The sequence below is a fragment of the Pseudomonas sp. FP2335 genome, assembly GCF_030687535.1.
Lineage (GTDB): Bacteria > Pseudomonadota > Gammaproteobacteria > Pseudomonadales > Pseudomonadaceae > Aquipseudomonas.
The window spans coordinates 2,072,856-2,092,624 of record NZ_CP117437.1 but is presented as its reverse complement, the minus strand read 5'-3'; the positions used below and the strand labels follow the sequence as shown (position 1 = coordinate 2,092,624).

Annotated in this window: 15 protein-coding genes; 13 read left to right on the top strand and 2 right to left on the bottom strand. The window is 63.7% G+C overall.

Features of this window, described 5'->3' with window-relative positions; genetic code table 11:
- The first annotated feature begins 8 nt into the window (after positions 1-8).
- From PSH81_RS09430 to PSH81_RS09370, 13 genes are all read left to right on the top strand, one after another.
- Positions 9-2,495 carry a TonB-dependent receptor gene (locus tag PSH81_RS09430; protein ID WP_226456166.1) on the top strand — a complete coding sequence of 829 codons (2,487 nt, stop codon included), beginning with the start codon at positions 9-11 and terminating at the stop codon, positions 2,493-2,495.
- Between the two features lie 430 nt (positions 2,496-2,925).
- Positions 2,926-4,365: an undecaprenyl-phosphate glucose phosphotransferase gene (locus tag PSH81_RS09425; RefSeq protein WP_305392370.1), complete on the top strand. Its 1,440-nt coding sequence runs from the start codon at positions 2,926-2,928 to the stop codon at positions 4,363-4,365.
- Positions 4,365-5,825 (top strand): mannose-1-phosphate guanylyltransferase/mannose-6-phosphate isomerase, encoded by a 1,461-nt coding sequence (locus tag PSH81_RS09420; protein ID WP_192300305.1) that lies wholly within the window; start codon positions 4,365-4,367, stop codon positions 5,823-5,825. The genes PSH81_RS09425 and PSH81_RS09420 overlap by 1 nt, the downstream gene beginning before the upstream one ends.
- A gap of 1 nt (position 5,826) precedes the next feature.
- On the top strand, positions 5,827-6,738 hold the full coding sequence (locus tag PSH81_RS09415; protein WP_305392369.1) for a glycosyltransferase family 2 protein: 912 nt from the start codon (positions 5,827-5,829) through the stop codon (positions 6,736-6,738).
- Between the two features lie 29 nt (positions 6,739-6,767).
- Entirely contained in the window at positions 6,768-7,544 is a 777-nt protein-coding gene (locus tag PSH81_RS09410) for a polysaccharide biosynthesis/export family protein (RefSeq protein WP_192300422.1), read from the top strand.
- A gap of 14 nt (positions 7,545-7,558) precedes the next feature.
- Positions 7,559-9,550 carry an exopolysaccharide transport family protein gene (locus PSH81_RS09405; protein ID WP_226456168.1) on the top strand — a complete coding sequence of 664 codons (1,992 nt, stop codon included), beginning with the start codon at positions 7,559-7,561 and terminating at the stop codon, positions 9,548-9,550.
- Positions 9,550-10,740: a glycosyltransferase gene (locus tag PSH81_RS09400; RefSeq protein WP_226456169.1), complete on the top strand. Its 1,191-nt coding sequence runs from the start codon at positions 9,550-9,552 to the stop codon at positions 10,738-10,740. The genes PSH81_RS09405 and PSH81_RS09400 overlap by 1 nt, the downstream gene beginning before the upstream one ends.
- Positions 10,730-12,058 (top strand): cellulase family glycosylhydrolase, encoded by a 1,329-nt coding sequence (locus PSH81_RS09395; protein WP_305392368.1) that lies wholly within the window; start codon positions 10,730-10,732, stop codon positions 12,056-12,058. The genes PSH81_RS09400 and PSH81_RS09395 overlap by 11 nt, the downstream gene beginning before the upstream one ends.
- A gap of 6 nt (positions 12,059-12,064) precedes the next feature.
- Entirely contained in the window at positions 12,065-13,282 is a 1,218-nt protein-coding gene (locus tag PSH81_RS09390) for a glycosyltransferase family 4 protein (RefSeq protein ID WP_305392367.1), read from the top strand.
- A complete protein-coding gene (locus tag PSH81_RS09385; protein WP_305392366.1) occupies positions 13,273-14,376 on the top strand; it encodes a glycosyltransferase family 1 protein in 1,104 nt (367 codons plus the stop codon). Before PSH81_RS09390 ends, PSH81_RS09385 begins: the two co-directional genes overlap by 10 nt.
- Positions 14,373-15,806 carry an O-antigen ligase gene (locus PSH81_RS09380; protein WP_192300298.1) on the top strand — a complete coding sequence of 478 codons (1,434 nt, stop codon included), beginning with the start codon at positions 14,373-14,375 and terminating at the stop codon, positions 15,804-15,806. Before PSH81_RS09385 ends, PSH81_RS09380 begins: the two co-directional genes overlap by 4 nt.
- Complete coding sequence (locus PSH81_RS09375) at positions 15,806-17,215, top strand: lipid II flippase MurJ (protein WP_305392365.1); 1,410 nt, start codon at positions 15,806-15,808, stop codon at positions 17,213-17,215. The genes PSH81_RS09380 and PSH81_RS09375 overlap by 1 nt, the downstream gene beginning before the upstream one ends.
- 43 nt (positions 17,216-17,258) lie before the next feature.
- The gene (locus PSH81_RS09370; protein WP_305392364.1) at positions 17,259-18,293 is read left to right on the top strand and encodes an acyltransferase family protein; all 1,035 of its coding nucleotides are present in this window, start codon (positions 17,259-17,261) and stop codon (positions 18,291-18,293) included.
- Between the two features lie 57 nt (positions 18,294-18,350).
- On the opposite strand, the gene PSH81_RS09365 is transcribed toward PSH81_RS09370, so the two are convergent.
- Together PSH81_RS09365 and PSH81_RS09360 are read right to left on the bottom strand one after the other, a co-directional pair.
- Entirely contained in the window at positions 18,351-18,926 is a 576-nt protein-coding gene (locus PSH81_RS09365) for a DUF4174 domain-containing protein (RefSeq protein WP_226456175.1), read from the bottom strand.
- Positions 18,927-19,091: 165 nt separating this feature from the next.
- Entirely contained in the window at positions 19,092-19,724 is a 633-nt protein-coding gene (locus tag PSH81_RS09360; RefSeq protein WP_192300294.1) for a glutathione S-transferase N-terminal domain-containing protein, read from the bottom strand.
- Between the last annotated feature and the right edge of the window lie 45 nt (positions 19,725-19,769).

The window sequence follows — 19,769 nt, the reverse complement described above, 5'->3', positions numbered from 1 at the left end:
CCGCGGTCATGCAAGCGTTCCCCTCCCCCCGTTCCCCTCTCAAGCGCGCAGTGCAGGCCGCCTTGCTCGGCGTCTGCCTGAGCGGCGGCGCCCTGCCCCTGGCCGTGCTGGCCGATACGCCGGCCAGTGACAACCAGGCCCAGGACTGGAACATCGCCGCCGGCCCCCTGGCCCACGCCCTTGACCAGTTCGCCCGCCAGGGCGGTATCAGCCTGTCGTATGACGCGACAGGCGTCGCCGGCAAGACCAGCCCGGGCCTGAGTGGCCGTTTCGACCGCGAGCAGGCGCTCGGCCAATTGCTCAGTGGCCAGGGCCTGCAAGCCCAGCGCCAGGGCAACAGCACCTGGCTGCTATTGCCGCAAGTGGCCGACAGCGGCGCGCTGAACCTGGGTGCAACCACGATCACGGGCGACCGCCTGGGCGCCACCACCGAGGGCACCGGTTCCTACACCACCGGCGCGGTGACCATCGGCAAAGGCCAACACAGCCTGCGGGAAACACCACAGTCGGTCAGCGTGATGACCCGCCAACTGATGGACGACCAGAACGTCACCACCATCGACGACGTGATGGAACGCACACCCGGCATCACCAGCTACGAATCGCCCATGGGCGGCAAGTATTTCTATTCCCGTGGTTTCAAGATGCTCGGCCAGTACCAGTACGACGGCGTACCGCTGGACATGGGCAAGGACTACGCCCAGGCCGACAGTTTCAGCGCCAACATGGCGATTTATGACCGCGTGGAAGTGCTCAAAGGTGCCGCCGGCATGCTCAAGGGCGCCGGCACCGCCAGCGGCGCGGTGAACTTCGTACGCAAGCGGCCCCAGGCCAAGCCCACTACCAGCCTGTCGCTGTCCGCCGGCACGTGGGACAACTATCGCGCCGACGTCGACGCCGGTGGCCCGCTCAATGACAGCGGCACCGTGCGTGGCCGCGCAGCGATCAGCCAGCAGGATCGCGGTTCCTACATGGACATTGCCAAGCGCAAGGACCAGGCATTCTACGGCGCACTCGACGTTGACCTCAGCCCCGACACCACCCTGGGCATCGGCGCCAGCTATGAAGATGTCGACGCCACGCCATGCTGGGGCGGCCTGCCGCGCTACGCCGACGGCAAGAGCGCCAACCTCAGCCGTTCGACGTGCCTGGGCCAATCCTGGAACGACTGGCAAAGCCGGCGCGCCACGTACTTTGTCGACCTCACCCACGCGCTCAACGATGACTGGAAACTCAAGGTCGCGGCCGTGCACAGTCGCAACCTGCAAGACACCAAGTACGCTGCCAGCGAAGGCACCATCAACTACGGCGACCCAGCGCCCACTGCCCTCTCCTACGCCGCGTTGATGGACTACGATCACCGCGACTACGGCCTCGACGCCTACCTGGACGGCAAGTTCGAAGCGTTCGGCCTGGAACACGAACTGATCCTCGGCGCCAACGGCAGCCGTGGTACCCAGGACGATGTGTACGCGATCCAGAACCTGCCCACGCGCCAGGGCATCTACACGCCCAACCACCACTTGCCGGAGCCGGCCGACAACACCTTCTGGCCGAACATGTACCGCGGCAGCACGATCAAGGAAACCGCCACCCAATACGGCGCCTACGCGACCTTGCGCCTGCGCCTGGCCGAACCGTTGATGTTCATTGCCGGCAGCCGCGTGAGCTGGTACGACAACCGTCGCCAGTCCTACAGCCTGGGCTGGGGCGAGTGGTCGCTGCAGGATGCGCGCTCCAGGGAAACCGGCGAAGTCACGCCGTTCGCCGCGCTGATCTATGACCTCAACGAGCACCTGTCGGTGTACGCCAGCTACGCCGACATCTTCCAGCCGCAAAGCGCCTATGCCACCGCCGATGGCGCCGCGCTCAAGCCGAAGATCGGCGATAACTATGAGCTGGGCATCAAGGGCGAATGGTTCGACGGCCGCCTCAACAGTTCCCTGGCACTGTTCCGCGCCATCGAGAAAAACGGCGCCGAAACCGATTACGCCAGCTTCTGTGCAACCTCTGCCGATGGCTTTTGCTACACCGACACCGCCAGGGTGCGTGCCCAGGGCGTGGAGGCCGAAGTCAGCGGTGAATTGCTCGAGCGCTTGCAGGTATCTGGCGGTTACACCTACACCCAGACCAAGTCCCTGAAAAACATCGACAGCGCCCTCGAAGGCGGCTCATCCAACACCTACGTGCCCAGGCATATGCTGCGGGTCTGGGGTGACTACCAGCTCGACGGCGCGCTGTCGAAATGGAGCGTGGGCAGCGGCGTCAACGCCCAGAGCAGCAACTACCGCATGCAGACTATCAAGCTGGAGCAGGCCGGTTACGCGACTTGGGACGCCCGCGTGGCGTACCGCATCGATGACACCTGGACCGTGGCACTCAACGGCAAGAACCTATTTGATAAAACTTATTACAACACCGTCGGTACCGCCTCCTGGGGCAACTTCTACGGTGAACCACGTAATTTCACCGTTAGTTTGAAAGGTAACTTCTGATTCCGCGAAAGTCCCGGTGGCCGGGCACTTAACGTGCCCTGCCCCTCCCTTATTGCCCCCCCTTCCTACGTCTGTTCGAAAAAGGTTTTACCGGCTGGCAGGAAAATTCCTGCATTTGTTCCTACACTCAAAATCACACACCCAAACCGAGTGCACGGACAAGGACTGTCAACAAAATGCCGCTAAAAAAACCATTAAGACCGCCTAAAAAGCCAATCCGCACCATCGTCAATTCGTTGACAAGGCTTACCAAGGAAACACTCCTTTAATTACGACCCTGCAAGTTCCATTCAAACGGATAGTGCTGTTTGAATTGAACAGTTGCGTATTACCCAGAGTAGCCGTCGTTCGACTTGGCTCTATAAGCAGCATGCTGCCTTATTGATCCAACAACCGAGCAGGAAGTCTGGAGTGCAATGAGGGATGTTTTATGCGAAAGAAGTCGCGCGTCGACAGTTTGTTTTTAACACGTGCAGGTTTTGTTGAATTTTTTGTTGTTTTCGTCAAATTCATCCATGGCCTGAGTGCCATCCTTCCGCCGTTGGTCCTGGTGCTGTTCCTCGACCCGATGGACCCCCAATTGCGCCCACACTTCATCGGCCTGCTGGTATTTTTCGCGGTCCTGACGATCATCCTGTTCCAGGCCCTGGGCATCTATTCCGAAGAATTGTTCAGCAACCGCCTGCGCCTGAAAACCAAGATCAAAGCCTGGTCGGCCGCGTTCTGCATCCTGCTGTTCATGTACCAGATCCTGCAGATGTTCCCCCAATTGACCCCACGCAATCTGCTGGCGTGGTACATCATCAGCCTGGGCCTGTTCTGCCTGGAACGCCTGATGATGCTGCGCCTGTATCGCAACCTGATGCGCAAGGGCAAATACCTGCAACGCACGGTGATCCTGGGCTTTACCGACACTGCCGTGCACGTCGCCGACCACCTGCAACGCAACGGCGACATCCGATCTGGCCTGATCGGTTTTATCGACGACCGCACCGAGCGCATCCCCAAGGAGCTGAGCAACCTGCCTTTGCTGGGCAACACCCGTGACCTGGAAAACCTGATCCGTGCCGAGCAGGTCAACCAAGTCATGATCTGCCTGCCGTGGGCCGCCGAGCAGCGTATCCACGGGCTGGTCAACCGCCTGCGGCAGATGTCGGTGAACGTGATGCTGGTGCCGGACATGGCCGCCCTGCGCTACGGGCACAGCAAGATTACCGACGTGGGCGGCATCCTGATGTTCAACACCTCGCAGTTGCCACTGCGCGGCTGGTCGCCTGTCATCAAGCGCCTGGAAGACCTGCTGCTGGCCAGCCTGGCGCTGGTGTGCCTGTCGCCGGTGATGGTCGCGACGGCGATTGCAATCAAGCTCGACTCCAAGGGCCCGGTGCTGTTCCGCCAGAACCGCTATGGCTATAACGACAACGAGATCCGCGTGTTCAAGTTCCGCTCGATGTTCACCGACCAGAGCGACTTCACCGCCGAACGCCAGACCACCCGCGAAGACCCGCGCATCACGCGCGTCGGCCGGATCATCCGCAAGACCAGCATCGACGAGCTGCCGCAGCTGTTCAACGTGCTGCTGGGCAACATGTCGATGGTCGGCCCGCGTCCCCACGCCACCGCCACCAAAGCCGCCGGGGTGCCGTTCGAAGTGGCGGTGAGCGAATACAGTTCACGCCACCGGGTCAAGCCGGGGATCACCGGCTGGGCGCAGATCAACGGCTACCGGGGTGAAACCGATACCCTCTTCAAGATCCAGAAACGTGTCGAATATGACCTGGAGTACATCTCCAAATGGTCGGTGTGGTTTGACCTGTACATCGTCTTCATGACGGTCCCGGCCGTTCTTTCCACCAAGGAAGTCTATTGATGAATGCCCTCAACGGATTAATCCCCTGCATCATTTCCGGTGGTTCGGGTACGCGGCTGTGGCCAGTGTCGCGGCAGAACATGCCCAAGCCCTTCATGCGCATGCGTGACGGCCAGAGCCTGTTGCAAAAGACCTTCCAGCGCGCCGCCAAACTGCCCGGCGTGGAAAGCGTATTGACGGTGACCAACCGCGACCTGCTGTTTCGCACCCTCGACGACTACCGTGGGGTGAACAAGGCCCACCTGCCCCTGGACCTGTTGCTTGAGCCGTTCGGGCGCAATACGGCTGCGGCCATCGCGGTGGCGGCGCTGCATGTGCAGGAGCATTTTGGCGATGCCGCGCAGTTGCTGGTAATGCCCGCCGACCACTTGATCCTCAACGAAGTGGCGTTTGCCGCTGCCGTGACCCAGGCCCGCGACCTGGCCGAAGCCGGCTACCTGGTGACCTTCGGCATCCAGCCCGACCACCCGGAAACCGGCTTCGGCTACATCGAACAAGGCGACGCGCTGGACACCGGCTTCCGGGTCAAGCGCTTCGTCGAAAAGCCCGACCTGGCCACCGCCCAAGGCTACCTCGACGGCGGCAAGCACCTGTGGAACGCCGGCATGTTCTGCTTCAAGGCCAGCACCCTGGTGGACGAACTCAGCACCCACGCGCCGGACGTGCTCAGCGCCGCCAGCGCTGCGCTGGAACACAGCCAGAGCCTGCAAAACAAAACCTCGCGCCAACGCGAACTGGAGGCACAGGCATTCGGCAGCGCGCCGGACATTTCCATCGACGTGGCCCTGATGGAGAAATCCCGCAAAGTCGCGGTGGTGCCCTGCGACATCGGCTGGAGCGACATCGGCTCGTGGGAAGCCCTGCGCCAGCTCACCCCCAGCGATGCCCATGGCAACCAGGTCAATGGCGAAGCGATCTTGCACGACGTGCATAACTGCTACATCGACTCGCCCAAGCGCGTGCTCGGCGCGGTCGGCGTGCGTGACCTGATCATCGTCGACACCCCCGATGCGTTGCTGATCGCCGACGCCCACCGCAGCCAGGACGTGCGCTACATCGTCGCCGAGCTCAAGCGCCAGAACCATCCGGCATACAGCCTGCACCGCACCGTCACCCGGCCGTGGGGCACCTACACCGTGCTGGAGGAAAGCAGCCGCTTCAAGATCAAGCGCATCGTGGTCAAGCCCCAGGCGTCGCTGTCGTTGCAGATGCACCACCACCGCAGCGAACACTGGGTGGTGGTCAGCGGCGCGGCGCAGATCACCAATGGCGAGCGTGAATTCCTGATCAACGCCAACGAGTCCACCTACATCCCTGCCGGGCACAAACACCGACTGACCAACCCCGGCATCATCGACCTGGTGATGATCGAGGTGCAGAGCGGCGAGTACCTGGGCGAGGACGACATCGTGCGTTTCGACGACATCTACGGGCGCGCACCGGCCGAGGTGAAAAAATGATATGCGCACGTCACTGATCATCCCGACCCGCAACGCCTCCAGCCACCTGACGCGGCTGCTGCCGGCGCTGGCCATGCAAACCCTGCAACCGGACGAGATGCTGGTGGTGGACAGCGCCTCCAGCGATGACACCGTGGCACGCTTTCGTGCGTTCGGCGCACGGGTCGAAGTGATCGACGCCCGCGACTTCAACCACGGCGGCACGCGGCGCTGGGCCAGCGCGCAAGTGGACGGCGACGCCTTGATCATGATGACCCAGGACGCCATCCCCGCCGCCCCTGAAACCTTCGCCAACCTGCTCGACGAGCTGCAACAAGACCCGCTCAACGGCGTGGCCTACGGTCGCCAGTTGCCACACCCCGACGCCGGGGTGCTGGGCGCACAGTCACGGCACTTCAACTACCCCGCGCAGAGCCGCAGCAAAAGCCTGGCCGATGCGCCGGAGTTGGGGATCAAGACCTGCTTCAGCTCCGACTCGTTTTCCGTGTACCGGCGCAGTGCGCTGGAGGCGGTGGGTGGTTTTCCCAGGGACGTGATCGGCAGCGAAGACGCCTTCGTCGCCGCCCGCATGCTGCTCGACGGCTACAAGGTGCGCTACGCCGCCACGGCGCTGGTGCATCACTCCCACGATTACAAACTCATGGATGAGTTTCATCGCTACTTCGACATTGGTGTGTTCTACGGCCGCGAGCCATGGATCAAGCAAGCCTTTGGCGACGCCGGGGGCGAAGGCAAGCGCTACGTGCTCGCCGAGCTTGCCGCGTTGCGCAAGGCAGGCGCCTTGCACCGCGTCCCCGAAGTTCTGGTGCGCAGCGCCTTCAAGTTGCTCGGCTACCGCCTGGGCCACCTGGAACGCCGTCTGCCCCTCGCCCTCAAGCGGCGCATCAGCATGTTTCCCGGTTATTGGAGGTGAGCAGCATGACCCAGAGGAAGTCCCCCGTGATGAAACGAACCGTGCTCGCCCTGGCCATGCTGGCCCTGGCCGCCTGCAATACACCGGCACGCATCGTCGCGCCAGACAGCAAGGCGGTCGAGGACGGCAAACGCGCCCTCGAACAGCTTGCGCAATTACCGCCGGCGGTGGAGCGCATCCGCGTCGGCGATCAGTTGCGCATCGTCCGCGATGCCGGCGAGATGCCGACGCTGTCGGCGTTCAACGTCAGCACCATCTATGAGCTGACGCTGTACACGGTGCAGACCGACGGCAAGATCAACTACCCGTTCCTGGGGCCGATCCATGTCGCCGGGCGCCAGCCTTCGGAACTCGCCACCGAACTGACCGGCAAGCTCGCGCAGACCTATCGCGAGCCACGGGTGACGGTGAACATCAACCAGGCACCGGGCAACTCGGTGATCGTCGGCGGTGCGGTGAACAACCCGACGGCGGTGCAGATCGCCACGGCCAACACCCTCGAACAGGCCATCCTCGGCGCCGGCGGGGTCAGCCCGGCGGGCAATGCGAGCATGGTCGCGTTGCTGCGCGAAGACGCCCAGGGCGCCTATCGCGCGTACTTCCTGGACTTCAGCCAGTTGCTCAACACCGGCCCCAACGGGCGCAAACCCGTGCACCTGCAACGCGGTGATGTGGTGTTCGTGCCCAAATCCAACGTGGGCGAGCGCATCCAAGGGGTGGATACCTACATGAACCAACTGATCCCGTTCACCAAGTCGATCGGGGTTGGCTACAACTACACCCGAACCAGCGGCGGCAATAACTAAAGGAGCGACATCCCATGATCGAGATCCGTTCTTTTCGTGATCTTCTGCGCCTGTTCTTCATCTTCCGTCGCGAGTTCAAGCTGGCGGCGATTGCCGCGCTGGTGATCATCCTGCTCGGCGCGTTCCTGTTGCCGGCCAAGTACGAATCCACCGCGCGTCTGCTGGTCAAGCCGGGGCGCGATTCAACCTTGCCGATCGAGATCAGCAACCGTCAGGCGCTGGTGATGCCCAGCACCCAGCGCGACCCGATTGTCGACGAAGAGCGCCTGCTCACCGGGCGGCCCATCGTGCGCGCAGTCGCCGAGCACTACCTGGAAGTGATCGATAACGCGCCGCCGCCGGAAGGCTTCTTGAAAGTCACCAAGCACTACGTCAAGAAAGGCATCGGCGCAGTGTTCGACGGCATCCGCGTGGTGCTGGAAACCATCGGCATCATCGAAAAAACCACCCCGGTGGAACGCTTGGCCGCCAGCCTGGAAAAGAGCTTCGATGTCAGCCACGCCGCCGGCTCCACGGTGATGGACATCAGCTTTACCTGGGGTGATCCGGAGATCGCCCAGGCGGTGGTCAAGGACTGGGTCGAAACCTACATCAACGAACGCACCGAGGCCTTGGGCCGCAAGAGCCTCTACGTGTTCTACGAAGGCCAGGTGAGTAACAGCGCCAGCGAGATCAAGAGCTACAAGGAGCAGATCCTCAAGCACCTCAACGAGATCGGTGCGGCGAGCATCACCGACCGCCTTGAAGACTTGTCCGAGCGCATCAACGTATTGCGCGGCGAGACCTTCAACACCACGCGCTTGATCGCCTCTTCCGACAGCGCCATCGAGAGCACGCGCACCCAGCTCAAGAGCCAGCCCAAGGAAGTCACCACCGTTCGCCAGATCGCCCTGAACCCGCAGCAGCAGGACTTGCGTCGCCTGCTCAACCAGAAGCTGCTGGAGAAGGCCGACATGATGCGCACCTACACCGACAACGCGCCGCCGGTCAAAGCCCTGGACGCCTCGATCCAGGCGATGCGGGTCCAGGTCGCCAGCGAAAGCAACACGGTGCAAGCCTCGGAAAACCGCGCGCCGAACACCTTGGAAATCCACTTGCAGCGCGTGCTGCTGGATGAAACCAGCAACAACAAAGCACTGCGCACGCAGCTGGTGCAACAGCAGAAGCAATTGCTGAACCTGGAGACGCAACGCACCCAAGCCCTGGAGGTTGAACCGGAGCTGGCGCGCCTGTCCCGCGAGCTGAACGCCACCGAGCGCAACTACGCGCTGTACGTGGACAACCTGGAAAAATCGCGCATCGACCGAGAGCTGGACAACAGCCAGATCAGCAACATCGCGGTGATCGAAGAAGCCACTCTGAACCCTGGGCGAATCTTCCCCAAAACCCTGGTGATGCTGGTGTTGGCGGTTCCGTTTGCCATCGTCGTCGGCCTGCTGGTGATCTACCTGTGCTACCTGCTTGACCAGCGTATCCACGATGGCGGCCTGGTGGAGCGCAAGTTCGGCCTGCGGCTGTGGACCACCTTGCCGGAGCTGGATACCAGCACTGTGCAAAGTACCAACGCATTCCACGCCAGCATCTACCGGCTGTACAGCCAGCTCAAACCCGATCGCATTGCGCAGAACGGCCTGACCCTGGGGCTGACCTCGGCGCGGCACGGCGAAGGCGTGACCTTTGTGGTCGAGCAACTGCGCCATCTGCTGCTGGAAAACGGCGTGAACGTACGGGTCGGCGGCCTCGCCCCGGCGGAGCCTGGCGAAGTGGTGCTGCTGGATGCCTCGGGCCTGCTGGATAACCGCGACGCGTTTGTCACCCTGCGCCGCGCCGACCTGATCGCACTGGTGGTGGAAGCGCATAAAAGCACGGTGCCGGTGGTGGAGCACGCGTTGTCGATCCTCAACACCGCGTTCGGCAAGGTCGATGGCATCATCATCAACCGGCGTAAATTCGAAGTACCGGCCAAGGTCCTGCGAACCATCGCCAAGTACCGGGGGGCGTTCTGATGCGCATTGCCCTGCTGGCTCCTTTGCCGCCGGAAAAAAACGGCATCGCCGACTATGCGAACCATTTCAAGACGGCGCTGGAGCAGTTGGGCGTGACGGTGGCGACACCGTTGAGCGGCGCGCAGGGAAGTACCCAGGCGATCCAGCAGGCCATCGCCGCGTTCAATTGGCAGAGCGTCGACCTGGTCCACGCCGAATTGGGCGGCGGGCGGCTCGGCGAGTTCCTGGCCCTGCGCGAATTGCGCAAGGCTCATCCGACCCTACCGTTGACCGCCACGGTGCATGACCCCGAGCGTATCGTCTGGCGGCGCGAGCGGCTGCCCTTCCCGCTGAACCTGCTGGAACGCCTGCCCAGCCCGTTGCCGCAAGCAGCGGTGGTGCTGGCCGACCCACTGACCTTGCGCGAAGAACGCCAAGTCGCCAGAGGCCTGACCCGCCTGATCACCCTCACCCGCCTCGGCGCCGATTGCCTGACCCAGCGCATGCAATTGCCACCCGGCAAAGTCGCGGTGATCAACCACGCCAACCTGGCGACCCCACCCGCGCCGCTGCCGGCGTTGGACACCCTGCACCTGCTGTACTTCGGCTTTATCTACCGCGGCAAAGGCATTGAAGACCTGCTGCAAGCCCTGGCCGACATGTTCAAACAAGCCCCCGAATTACGCGGCCGCGTGCGCCTGACCCTGGCCGGTGGCACCGCCGCTGAGATGGCGTTCGGCGCAGGCGGTAATTACCTGGAGCAGTTGAACAGCCAGATCGCCGCACTGGGCCTCACCGACACCCTCGACTGGCGGCTGAACCTGCCGGCGGCCGAGATTGCGCAGACGATCCAGGCGCACCATGTGATGGTGTTGCCGTATCGCGAATCGAAAAAACTCGGCTTGCTCGGGCGCCAACGCGGCACCAGTGGCGCCCTGTCCTGGGCCGCCGCGTGCGGGCGCGGGGCGATCACCTCGGATGCGCGGGCGTTTGCCGAAGAGGTCGCCAGCGGCAACGGCGCGATCTATCCACAAGGTGACGTCGCGGCCCTCACCGCGCAATTGCTGCGCCTGGCACGCACGCCGTCGTTGGTCCGGGACTGGGCCGAACGTGCCGGGGAAATCGGCCGCGAACGCCTGTGGCCGCTGACCGCGCAGCGCTTCAAGCAGCTGTTTGAACAGGCGATTGCGGGGGCCCCGTATGGCACGTAGATACACCTACCTGGCGAGCCTTGCGTTGATCGCCGCCCTTGGCCTCGGCGCGTTTATGTGGGGGCGCCCAGCCGACGCCGAGAACCATGTGCTCAAGGGCAGCAAGGAGGTGGTGTGGAAGGATTTCCTGGGGGTGAACGCGCAGTTCCTGTGGTTCAGCCCCGCGCGCTACCAGTTGCAGATCGACCGCCTCAAGGCCCTGGGCCTGCAATGGGTGCGCCTGGATCTGCACTGGGATCAACTGGAACCCGTGGAAAACCAGTACCAGATCGCGACCCTCGATCAGTTGGTCGGCAAGCTGCAAGACAACCAGCTCAAGTCGCTGTTCTACCTGGTCGGTTCGGCCCCTTTCGCCACCACTGCGCCCGCTGGCGCGCCGTATCAGGACCAGTACCCGCCGGCCGATCCGAACATGTTCGCCACACGCATGGCGCTGCTGTCCCAGCGCTACCCCAGCGTTGACGCCTGGCAGGTGTGGAACGAGCCCAACCTGCTCGGCTTCTGGCGGCCGGCGGCCGACCCGGCGGGTTATGCCAGCCTGTTGACCGCCACGGCGAGCGCCTTGCGCGGGGTGAATCCGGCGAAACCCGTGGTGGCCGCCGGCATGGCGTTTTTCAGCGAAATGCCCAACGGCCAGACCATGTTCAACGCCCTCGGCGCCCTCGGCGTGGCCAGCCTGAACACGGTGGTGTCCTATCACCCCTACACCCAGTTGCCCGAAGGCAACGACCCGTCCAACCTGGATTTGATTGCCAAGACCAGCGCGCTCAACCAGGCCCTGCGCAACGGCGGCGTGCAGGCGCTGTGGAGCACCGAGTGGGGCTGGTCGACCTACCCGGGGCCGAAAGACGCGCAAGACCTGATCACCCCGCAACAACAGGCCGATTACGTGGTGCGGCGCGTGGCGCTGATGAGCGCGATGGATTTCGACAGGATCTTTCTGTTCACCCTCAGCGACCTGGACCAACGCGCCAGCGTGCGCGACAGGTTCTACGGCTTGCTCGACATCGACGCCAACCCCAAGCCGGTCTACACCGCGCTGAAGTATTTCCTGGATGTCAGCGGCCCCAGCCTGAGCCCAGCCGACCCACCGGCCGCCGACCAATTGCCCGACGGCCTGTTCAGCATCGGCTGGACCCGCGCCGACGGCCACAAGCTATGGTTCTTCTGGGCGGCCGAGGGCGGCAACGCGCACTTGCCCGGGCTGACCAGTGCGACCCTGTACGACCCGCTACGCGGCACGCAAACCCCGGTAAGCGGCACCAACGGCCTGACCGTGACGGTCAAGCCGAACCTGCAAATTCTGTTATGGGATTAAGTGACCATGCGTATTTTATGGATCCTGCCCTACTCGCCCTGGCCCGCCACCAGCGGTGGCAAGACGCGCCAGTTCCACCTGCTGCGCAGCCTCGCGGCGCGTGGGCACCAGATCACGCTGTTGCTGCATGACAAGCACCCGGTGGCAGCGGCCGATCGCGCGGTGCTCGAAGCCTTCCTGGAACAGCTGATCGTGCTGCCGCGTCGCCCGCTGCGCAGCGTCAAGACCCTGGTCGCCGGGCTGCTCGCGCCCTATCCGCTGCTGGCCAGCGTGAATGGTCTGTCGGGGCAATTGCAGGACACTTTCGAGTGGCTGCTGGGCGAACAGTGGGACGTGGTGCAGATCGAACACAGCTACACCTTCCAGCCCTACGAAAGCGCACTGGCGCGCAAGGCCCAGCCGTTCGTGCTGACCGAGCACAACGTCGAATCCGCCCTTGGCGCCGCCACCTACGACCGCCTGCCGCGTTGGGCGCTGCCGTTCATTCGCTATGATCAGTGGCGCTATGCGCGCTGGGAATGCCGGGTGATGCGCCAGGCCACTCAAGTGATCGCCGTGACCGACAGCGATGCACAGGTCCTCGAAACCATCGCCGGCAAACCGGTGCCGGTGGTGGTCAATGGCGTGGATTGCGACCACTTCGCCCGGGCCCATCCCGACCCGTCGGCGCGCCGTGTGCTGTTCCTCGGCAACTATGAATACGCACCGAATGTGGACGCCATCGAGTGGGCCCTGGATGAAATCCTGCCCAAGGTCTGGGCGCGTTGCCCCGATGTGCGCATGAGCGTGTGCGGCTTTGGCATGCCCGGCAGTTGGCGCACGCGCTGGCCGGACCCGCGCATCGAATGGCAAGGCTTCGTGCCGGACCTGCTGGCGTTGCAATCGAGCAGTTCGGTGTTCCTCGCGCCGTTGCGCCATGGCGGCGGTTCCAAGCTCAAGGTGCTCGAAGCCCTGGCCGCCGGCCTGCCGTTGGCAAGCACCGCGCAAGGTGTGTCGGGCCTGGACCTGGTGGAGGGCCTGGACTACCTCGGCGGCCAAAGCGCGTCCGCCCTGGCGGATGCCGTGGTGCGCCTGCTGCAATTTCCCGAAGCGGCCGCGCCCATGGGGGAATCCGGACGTGCGTATGTGCGCCGGGCCCATGACTGGAGCGTCGCCGCCAGCCAATTGGAGCAGGTGTACGCCAGCCTCGTGCCGCTCAAACGCAAGGAGCCCACATGCGTATAGGCCTGGACTACCGCACCGTCGGCACCTCGCCGCAATCGGGGATCAGCCGCCAGGTGTATGCCTTGGAAACCGCCCTGCGCGCCTTGCCGCAGATCGAACTGGAGCGCTTCACCGTGGCGCCCCTGGGTGACGCCAGCCGCTTGCAGGCCCACTGCCCAAGCTGGGGCTGCGCGAAAACCGCGATGCACCAACCGCACAATCGCCTGCGCTTCGAGGCCGGTTTTTTGCCGCGTGCACTGCGCGAGCAACACATCGACCTGTACATCAGCACCTTCAACATGGGCCTGCCGCTGCCGCCCAAACCCAAGGGCCTGCGCACGGTGGTGCTGTTGCACGACTTGTTCCAGATCACTTTGGACAACTACCACGCCAACCGCCTGAAGGCGCTGATCTACAAGACCAGCGATCGGTTGTCGATTGCCTGGGCAGTGCGCAGTGCCGACCGGGTGTGGACACCGTCGCAGTACAGCGCCGATGAGACCGCGCGTTTGTTTCCCGAGGCAAAGGCCAAGATTCGTGTGCTGCCCAATCAGGTCGATGGGTTCACCGGGCTGCCCGCAGACCTCAGCGCACGCCAACTGCCCAAGGATTACTGGTTGCTGGTGGGCACTCGGGAGTTGCGCAAAAACGTGCCGTTTTGGGTCGACGCCTGGCAACGGGCGCGACGCCAATCCCCAGCCGTGCCGGAGTTGGTGCTGGTCGGCAGCCTCGAGCATTTGCCCGCGTCCCAACGCAGCTTGCCGGGGATTCGCGCACTGAGTGGCGTGTCGGATGCCGAATTGCACGCGCTGTACCGCCAGGCCTCGCGCTTGTGGCAACCGTCGTATGCCGAAGGCTTCGGCTTGCCGGTGATCGAGGCCCTGAGCGTCGGCACGCCGGTGGCCGTGGCCAGCGGTACGTCGCTGGATGAAATCACCCCGCCGTCGGCGCCGCGTTTTTCGCCCACCGATGGCCCGGCGTTGGTGCAATTGATGCTGGACCTGGCGCAGCGCCCCGCCGAAGACGCGCCGGAGCAATGCCGCCAATGGGCCGAACGCTATAACCCCGGCGCCTATCGTCGGCGCCTGGCTGAATTGATCGAGGAGCTTCAATGAGAGTAAGCCTGCCAAGCCTCGTCCCGGTGTTCTTTGGTGCGCTGTTCGGCGCCCTGGCGTTGTTGCTGTCCCCGGCCAAGGCATTTGTCGCGGTGCTGGGCCTGGCGGGCGCATTGACGATCCTGCGCTTTCCGCTCTGGGGTCTGTTGCTGTTTGCGGTGGCGGCGACGTTCATGCCGTACTCAACGGTCAACCTGGGCATCCGCACCACCGTCAGCGAAGCGATCCTGGCGCTGACCTGGGGCGCGGTGCTGTGGCAACGCTTTCTGTCGCGGCTGCCCGACTCGCCGCGTTTCTCGCAGCGCCCCACCGACCAGATGCTGCTGTGGCTGATGCTGTTCAGCGTATTGCCGTTTATCGTAGGCCAGGTCATCACCCACGCCGAGAGCAGCGGCCTGGCCAACTGGCTGCGCTGGTTGCTGAACCTGTCGGGGGTGTTTCTCGCGGCCAAGTTGCTGGTGGAACAAAAGCACCGCGAATCCCTGGTGATCGCCCTGCTGCTGGGCACCTTGGCGATGCTGTTGCTGTCGATCGGAGTATTCGTGCGCACCCGCTCGGGGGCCGGGATTGCGCCGATCCTGGGGCTGTTCAACTACGCCAACTTCGACACGCTGAAGTTCGGCCTGGAGGCCATGTCCTCGCGCATGGGCTCGCCGTGGACGCACCCGAATGCCATCGGCGGGATCATGGCGCTGCTGCTGCCGCTGGCGTTCTGCTACGGCATGACCGAACAAGGCTGGAAGCGCGGCCTGGGCCTGAGCGTGGCGTGCCTGGGCGCGGCAGCGCTGTTGTTGGCCAGCAGCCGTGGCGCGATGGTCAGCCTGGCGCTGGTGCTGCTGTGGATGGCCACGCGTCGCGTGCCGTACACCGGGCGTTTGCTGATGATCGGCGCGGCCTTGACCGTGGCGCTGGTGATCGCGTACCCACCGTTGCAGGACCGCCTGGCGACGATTTTCTCGTCGAGCAACGCCAGTACCGAAGTACGCGTGGATGAATATCGCCTGTTCCCGCAGGCGGTGGCCGCGTATCCCCTGGGCATTGGCTTCAAGGTCGACCCGCCGGTGCCGGGCACACATCTGTTGGGGATCTCCAACCTGTGGCTGAACTACATCTACAAGGTCGGCATTGTCGGCATGCTGCTGTTTGTCGCGGTGACCGTGCGCTGGTGGCGTGAAGCGCGCCCGGAAAAAGGCCCGATCCGCCTGACCAAGGACAACGCCCTGTGGCTGGGCACCACGGCGGGGATTCTGTCGGCGCTGGTCAGCGGCTTGTTTGACCACTACTTCAGCTTTGCGGTGGTGATGGTGGCGTTGTTCTGGCTGATGGTGGGGATCAACGTGCTGGAGGCGCGGCGGCTGTTTCCGGCGCGGCTGCCGCAGGTCAAACGCGTGGCGGCACACGCGCCTTTGCTCAACGGCGTACGTCCCTGATGTTCGGCTCCGCCGCCTGGCTGACCGTGGCGACGTTGCTCGGCTTGTGCCTGGGCTTTGCGCGCGAATGGCTGCTGGTGGCGGCCTGGGGCGCGGGCGAGCGCAGTGATGCGTTTCTGATTGCGTTGTTCTTGCCCGAAGCATTGCGCATGTCGCTGGCCGGTGGCGTGCTGAGCGCCGCCGCGCTGCCGCTGTACTTGCAACGAGACGACCGCGGGCGGCTGGACTGGCTGGCAGTGATGTTTGCAGCCTTGCTGCTGATCGCACTGGTGACCAGCCTGTTGCTGACCTTGTTGGCGCCGTGGCTGGTGCAACTGCTCGGCCCCGGGTTGGCGGCAAGTGCCACGGCGTTGGCGGGTAGCAACCTGCAGGTCGTCGCGTGGTGCGTGCCGGGTTTACTGCTGCATGCGCTGTTCAGCATTCCATTGCAGGCGGGCGAGCGCTTTGTGCTGGCGGGCTTGGGCTCGCTGCTGTTCAACCTGCCGCCGGTAACCTACCTCGCCCTGGCAGGCACCGCCACGCAACCGCACACCCTGGCCCTGGCCTGCCTCGCTGGCAGCCTGTTGATGCCGCTGGCGCTGCTGCCGTCGATCTGGCGCCAGGGCTGGCGGCCGTGGCGCTGGCAGCTGGCGCTGGCGCCGTTGCGCGAGTTGGGCCAGCGCATCGGCCCGCTGCTGTTGAGCAATGCTGCCAGCCAGGGCTTGGCGTTGATCGAACGGTTGGTGGCGTCGCTGCTGGGCGAAGGCGCGGTGACCTGGGTCAACCTCGCACGCAAACTGATGAACCTGCCGCTGATTGCGCTGATGAGCCTCAACCAGGTGCTGTTGGGCATGATGAGCCGCCGTCAGGGCGATGCGCGCCTGGCGCTGCTCAAGCGCGGCCTGGAAACCGCCAGCGTGCTGACCCTGCCCGCCGGTGTCGGGCTGGTGGCCGCCGCGCCGAGCCTGGTGGCGTTGCTGCTGCCCAAGCAATCGGCGGATTCGCCGTTGCCGTTGTTGTTGGCCTGGTTTGCCGTGCCCTTGGTGTTCGGCGCCTGGAACGCCTTGCTGGCGCGTTACGCCTACGCCGCCGGTGACACGCGCCAGCCGTTGCGTTGCGAGTTGCTCGGCAGCCTGGTCAACGTACTGTTGCTCGGCGCGCTGCCGTTTGTCTTCGGCCTGGCGGGCATTGCGCTGGCCGCACTGGCCGGGGTGATCTGCACTGCGTTGCTGCTGATGCAACGCCAGTCCTTGCTCACTGCCCTGCCCTGGGCACGGCAATGGCTGTTGAGCGCGCTGTTGATGGGGCTGGCGGCGCTGTGGCTGTTTGGCATTGAAGACGTCTGGCGGCAACTGGCGCTGAGCACCCTGGCCGGCGCGCTGGTGTTGCTGGGAATGGGGCTGTGGCTGAAGCCGTGGCGCAAGGCATGAACGATTGTTCAGGAGTGATCAGGTGAAACATCGCTGGATTCAAATGGATATTGCCAAAGGCATCGGCATCCTGGTGATCGTGTATGCCCACAGCTGGTTTGTGGCCACGTCCCTGGACCTGATGTACCCGATCCTGGCGTCGTTCATTCTGCCGCTGTTCTTCTTTTTGTCTGGCGTGCTGTTCAAGCCGGAACAGCCCTTTGTCGAGATGGCCGTGCGCAAGGCCGACGGCCTGCTCAAGCCGTTTTTCTTCACCATGCTGGTGTACGTGGTCGTGCGCGATGTGCTGCGCGGGCAACCGCTACTGGCGGATGTCGGCGGCGTGCTATACGCCTCGGTGGACACCATCCCGTGGCAGGCGCTGTGGTTTTTGCCGCATTTCTGGGTGGTGATTCTGTTCAGTTGGTGCGTGCTGCGTTTGATCCAACGCCTGCCGTTGGCGCTGAGTTGCGTGCTGACCGGACTGATTTTGGTGGTGGGCACCTGGATACTGCCGTGGTTCTGGCAACTGCCGGTGACCGTCGGCGGACACACCTGGGTGCTGCCGGGTTTGCCCTTCAGCCTGGACGTCACGCTGATCAGCAGCGCGTGTTTCATCCTCGGCTACCTGCTGCGGGACTGGCTGCGCCGGCATGAGGGGTCACTGCTGACCCTGGTGATATCGGCGGCGCTATTTGCGGCGGTGTTTCTCTGGCGCGGCGACACCATGGACCTGGCGCAACGGCGCTATGACCACTGGTTGTGGACCAGCCTGCTGGCATTGATCGGGGTTTACCTGTGCTGGGCGCTGGCGCGAGTGCTCATGGTGTCGAGCGTGTTGACGCGGGCGATGACCTACATTGGTCAGTCCACGTTGATCCTGTTGATCTTCCATGGCGAGATCCAGCACAAGACCGTCGACTTGATGGAACGCCTGGGGCTGCATGCGTTTGTGGCGGCGAGTATCGGGTTGGTGGTGGCGGTGGTGGCGCCGTTGTTGATCGGGGAAGTGATCAAGCGGGTGGCGTTTCTGCGGTTTTTCTACTTTCCGTTGCCGGTGCGCAAGAAAATTGAAACGCCAACTCCAGCACGCAGTTGAACCCAAATGTGGGAGCGGGCTTGTGTGGGAGCCGGTGGGTCCGGCTCCTGGCGTGGGTCAATCGTCCAGTTGTTGCGGGGCGGGCTTGCTGCCGGCTTTGGTCGGTTTGGCGCCCTTGGCCGGCGCCGGTGCAGCCGGTTCGGGTTCTGCGGCGGCGGCGGCTTCTTTTTCGGCCATGGGCATCTGGTCGATGGTGCTGAAGAATTCCTTGAGGTCGAGGGTATCCGGTGGCACGGTCTTCTCGAGTTTTTTCTCGCCGTCCTTGCCCACCAGGATCACCTTGGTGCCGCTGCCAGCGCCGAGCTTGAGGGCACGGATCAATGCGTTGGTTTCCGGTGGCGTGAGCTTCTTGTTGTCTTTGGCGTCCTTGGCGAACTTTTCCCCTTCGGCGCCGATGCTGCCGAATTTCACGGTGTAGAGCACCATGCTGCGCTCTTCAAACGCCTGCTTGGTGGCCGCTTCGTCGAGTTGTTTCTTGAGCGTCGCCAGGGTGGCATTACCCGAATCCAGCTCTACCACCACCAGCGGGCGGGCTTTGCCCAAATCCTGCTTGAGTGGGTTGGTATCATCAGCGGCCAACAGCGGCCCCGTAAAAGCCATCAAGGTAGCCAGGGTCAGCGACCGGATGAGCATGCGCACCTCCTTCTAGTTCCATGCAGGGTTCTTGAGTTTCATGTCTGCGACAGTCAAATTCAAGGATGATTCCTACACCGCTGCAAGAAAGCGTAGGTCAGCACGCCCGCTACGCAAGGGGTTGAGACGCTTTTGCGGTGATTGTTTCCACTGATTGCGGAAACATCATGAGACCTTCCAATCCGGCCAATGCCGCGCAAATACGGGGGCGACGATAGGGTCGGCGTCCACCTGCACCAGGCTTTGGGCAAAACCCGGGGCCAGGCCGTGCAATGCCTCCCGCGACTCATCCCAGCGCGACACCGCCGCCGCCATCAGGCCCAGTGCATTCGGCGTGTCGTTGGGGGCAAACAACTGCCCGGCAAACTGATCGGCAAACACCACCCAGGCCTGATGCAGGTAGCGCCGGGTGCCGGTGACCAATTGCGCCTGCACGGTTTCATTGACATTGCCGAGCCAGCGTTGCGGGTAGTCGATGATGCCGATGGCCGAGTAGCAGTTGGCGGCGATGTACACCAGCCCGCGGATGATCTGCGCGCGGTTGCCGGCCAACAGTTCGGACGCGGGAAATTCCAGGCCGAGGTGGATCAGGATCGCCGCGCTTTCGGTCAGCACCTGGCCATCGGGGGTGAGCAACGTGGGCACCTGCTTGAGCGGGTTGATGCGCGCCAGCTCATCGCTGCCCTCACCGATGGCCCATGAGGCCGCATCGATCCGTCGCCACGGCACCGCGCACCGCTGCAGGGCGATTTCGATCATGCAGGAGCCGGACTCGTCGATGCCGTAGAGCGTGTACATGGGCTTGCTTCCTATTGCCAAACTGAGCCCAAGATTGCGGGCCTT

What these genes read in the sequence shown, in the direction of transcription:
- PSH81_RS09425 (WP_305392370.1), top strand. Translation starts at nt 2,926, where the DNA reads ATGCGAAAGAAGTCGCGCGTCGACAGTTTGTTTTTAACACGTGCAGGT.
- PSH81_RS09365 (WP_226456175.1), bottom strand. Translation starts at nt 18,926, where the DNA reads ATGCTCATCCGGTCGCTGACCCTGGCTACCTTGATGGCTTTTACGGGG.
- PSH81_RS09430 (WP_226456166.1), top strand. Translation starts at nt 9, where the DNA reads ATGCAAGCGTTCCCCTCCCCCCGTTCCCCTCTCAAGCGCGCAGTGCAG.
- PSH81_RS09375 (WP_305392365.1), top strand. Translation starts at nt 15,806, where the DNA reads ATGTTCGGCTCCGCCGCCTGGCTGACCGTGGCGACGTTGCTCGGCTTG.
- PSH81_RS09395 (WP_305392368.1), top strand. Translation starts at nt 10,730, where the DNA reads ATGGCACGTAGATACACCTACCTGGCGAGCCTTGCGTTGATCGCCGCC.
- PSH81_RS09370 (WP_305392364.1), top strand. Translation starts at nt 17,259, where the DNA reads ATGGATATTGCCAAAGGCATCGGCATCCTGGTGATCGTGTATGCCCAC.
- PSH81_RS09380 (WP_192300298.1), top strand. Translation starts at nt 14,373, where the DNA reads ATGAGAGTAAGCCTGCCAAGCCTCGTCCCGGTGTTCTTTGGTGCGCTG.
- PSH81_RS09405 (WP_226456168.1), top strand. Translation starts at nt 7,559, where the DNA reads ATGATCGAGATCCGTTCTTTTCGTGATCTTCTGCGCCTGTTCTTCATC.
- PSH81_RS09410 (WP_192300422.1), top strand. Translation starts at nt 6,768, where the DNA reads ATGAAACGAACCGTGCTCGCCCTGGCCATGCTGGCCCTGGCCGCCTGC.
- PSH81_RS09415 (WP_305392369.1), top strand. Translation starts at nt 5,827, where the DNA reads ATGCGCACGTCACTGATCATCCCGACCCGCAACGCCTCCAGCCACCTG.
- PSH81_RS09390 (WP_305392367.1), top strand. Translation starts at nt 12,065, where the DNA reads ATGCGTATTTTATGGATCCTGCCCTACTCGCCCTGGCCCGCCACCAGC.
- PSH81_RS09385 (WP_305392366.1), top strand. Translation starts at nt 13,273, where the DNA reads ATGCGTATAGGCCTGGACTACCGCACCGTCGGCACCTCGCCGCAATCG.
- PSH81_RS09400 (WP_226456169.1), top strand. Translation starts at nt 9,550, where the DNA reads ATGCGCATTGCCCTGCTGGCTCCTTTGCCGCCGGAAAAAAACGGCATC.
- PSH81_RS09420 (WP_192300305.1), top strand. Translation starts at nt 4,365, where the DNA reads ATGAATGCCCTCAACGGATTAATCCCCTGCATCATTTCCGGTGGTTCG.
- PSH81_RS09360 (WP_192300294.1), bottom strand. Translation starts at nt 19,724, where the DNA reads ATGTACACGCTCTACGGCATCGACGAGTCCGGCTCCTGCATGATCGAA.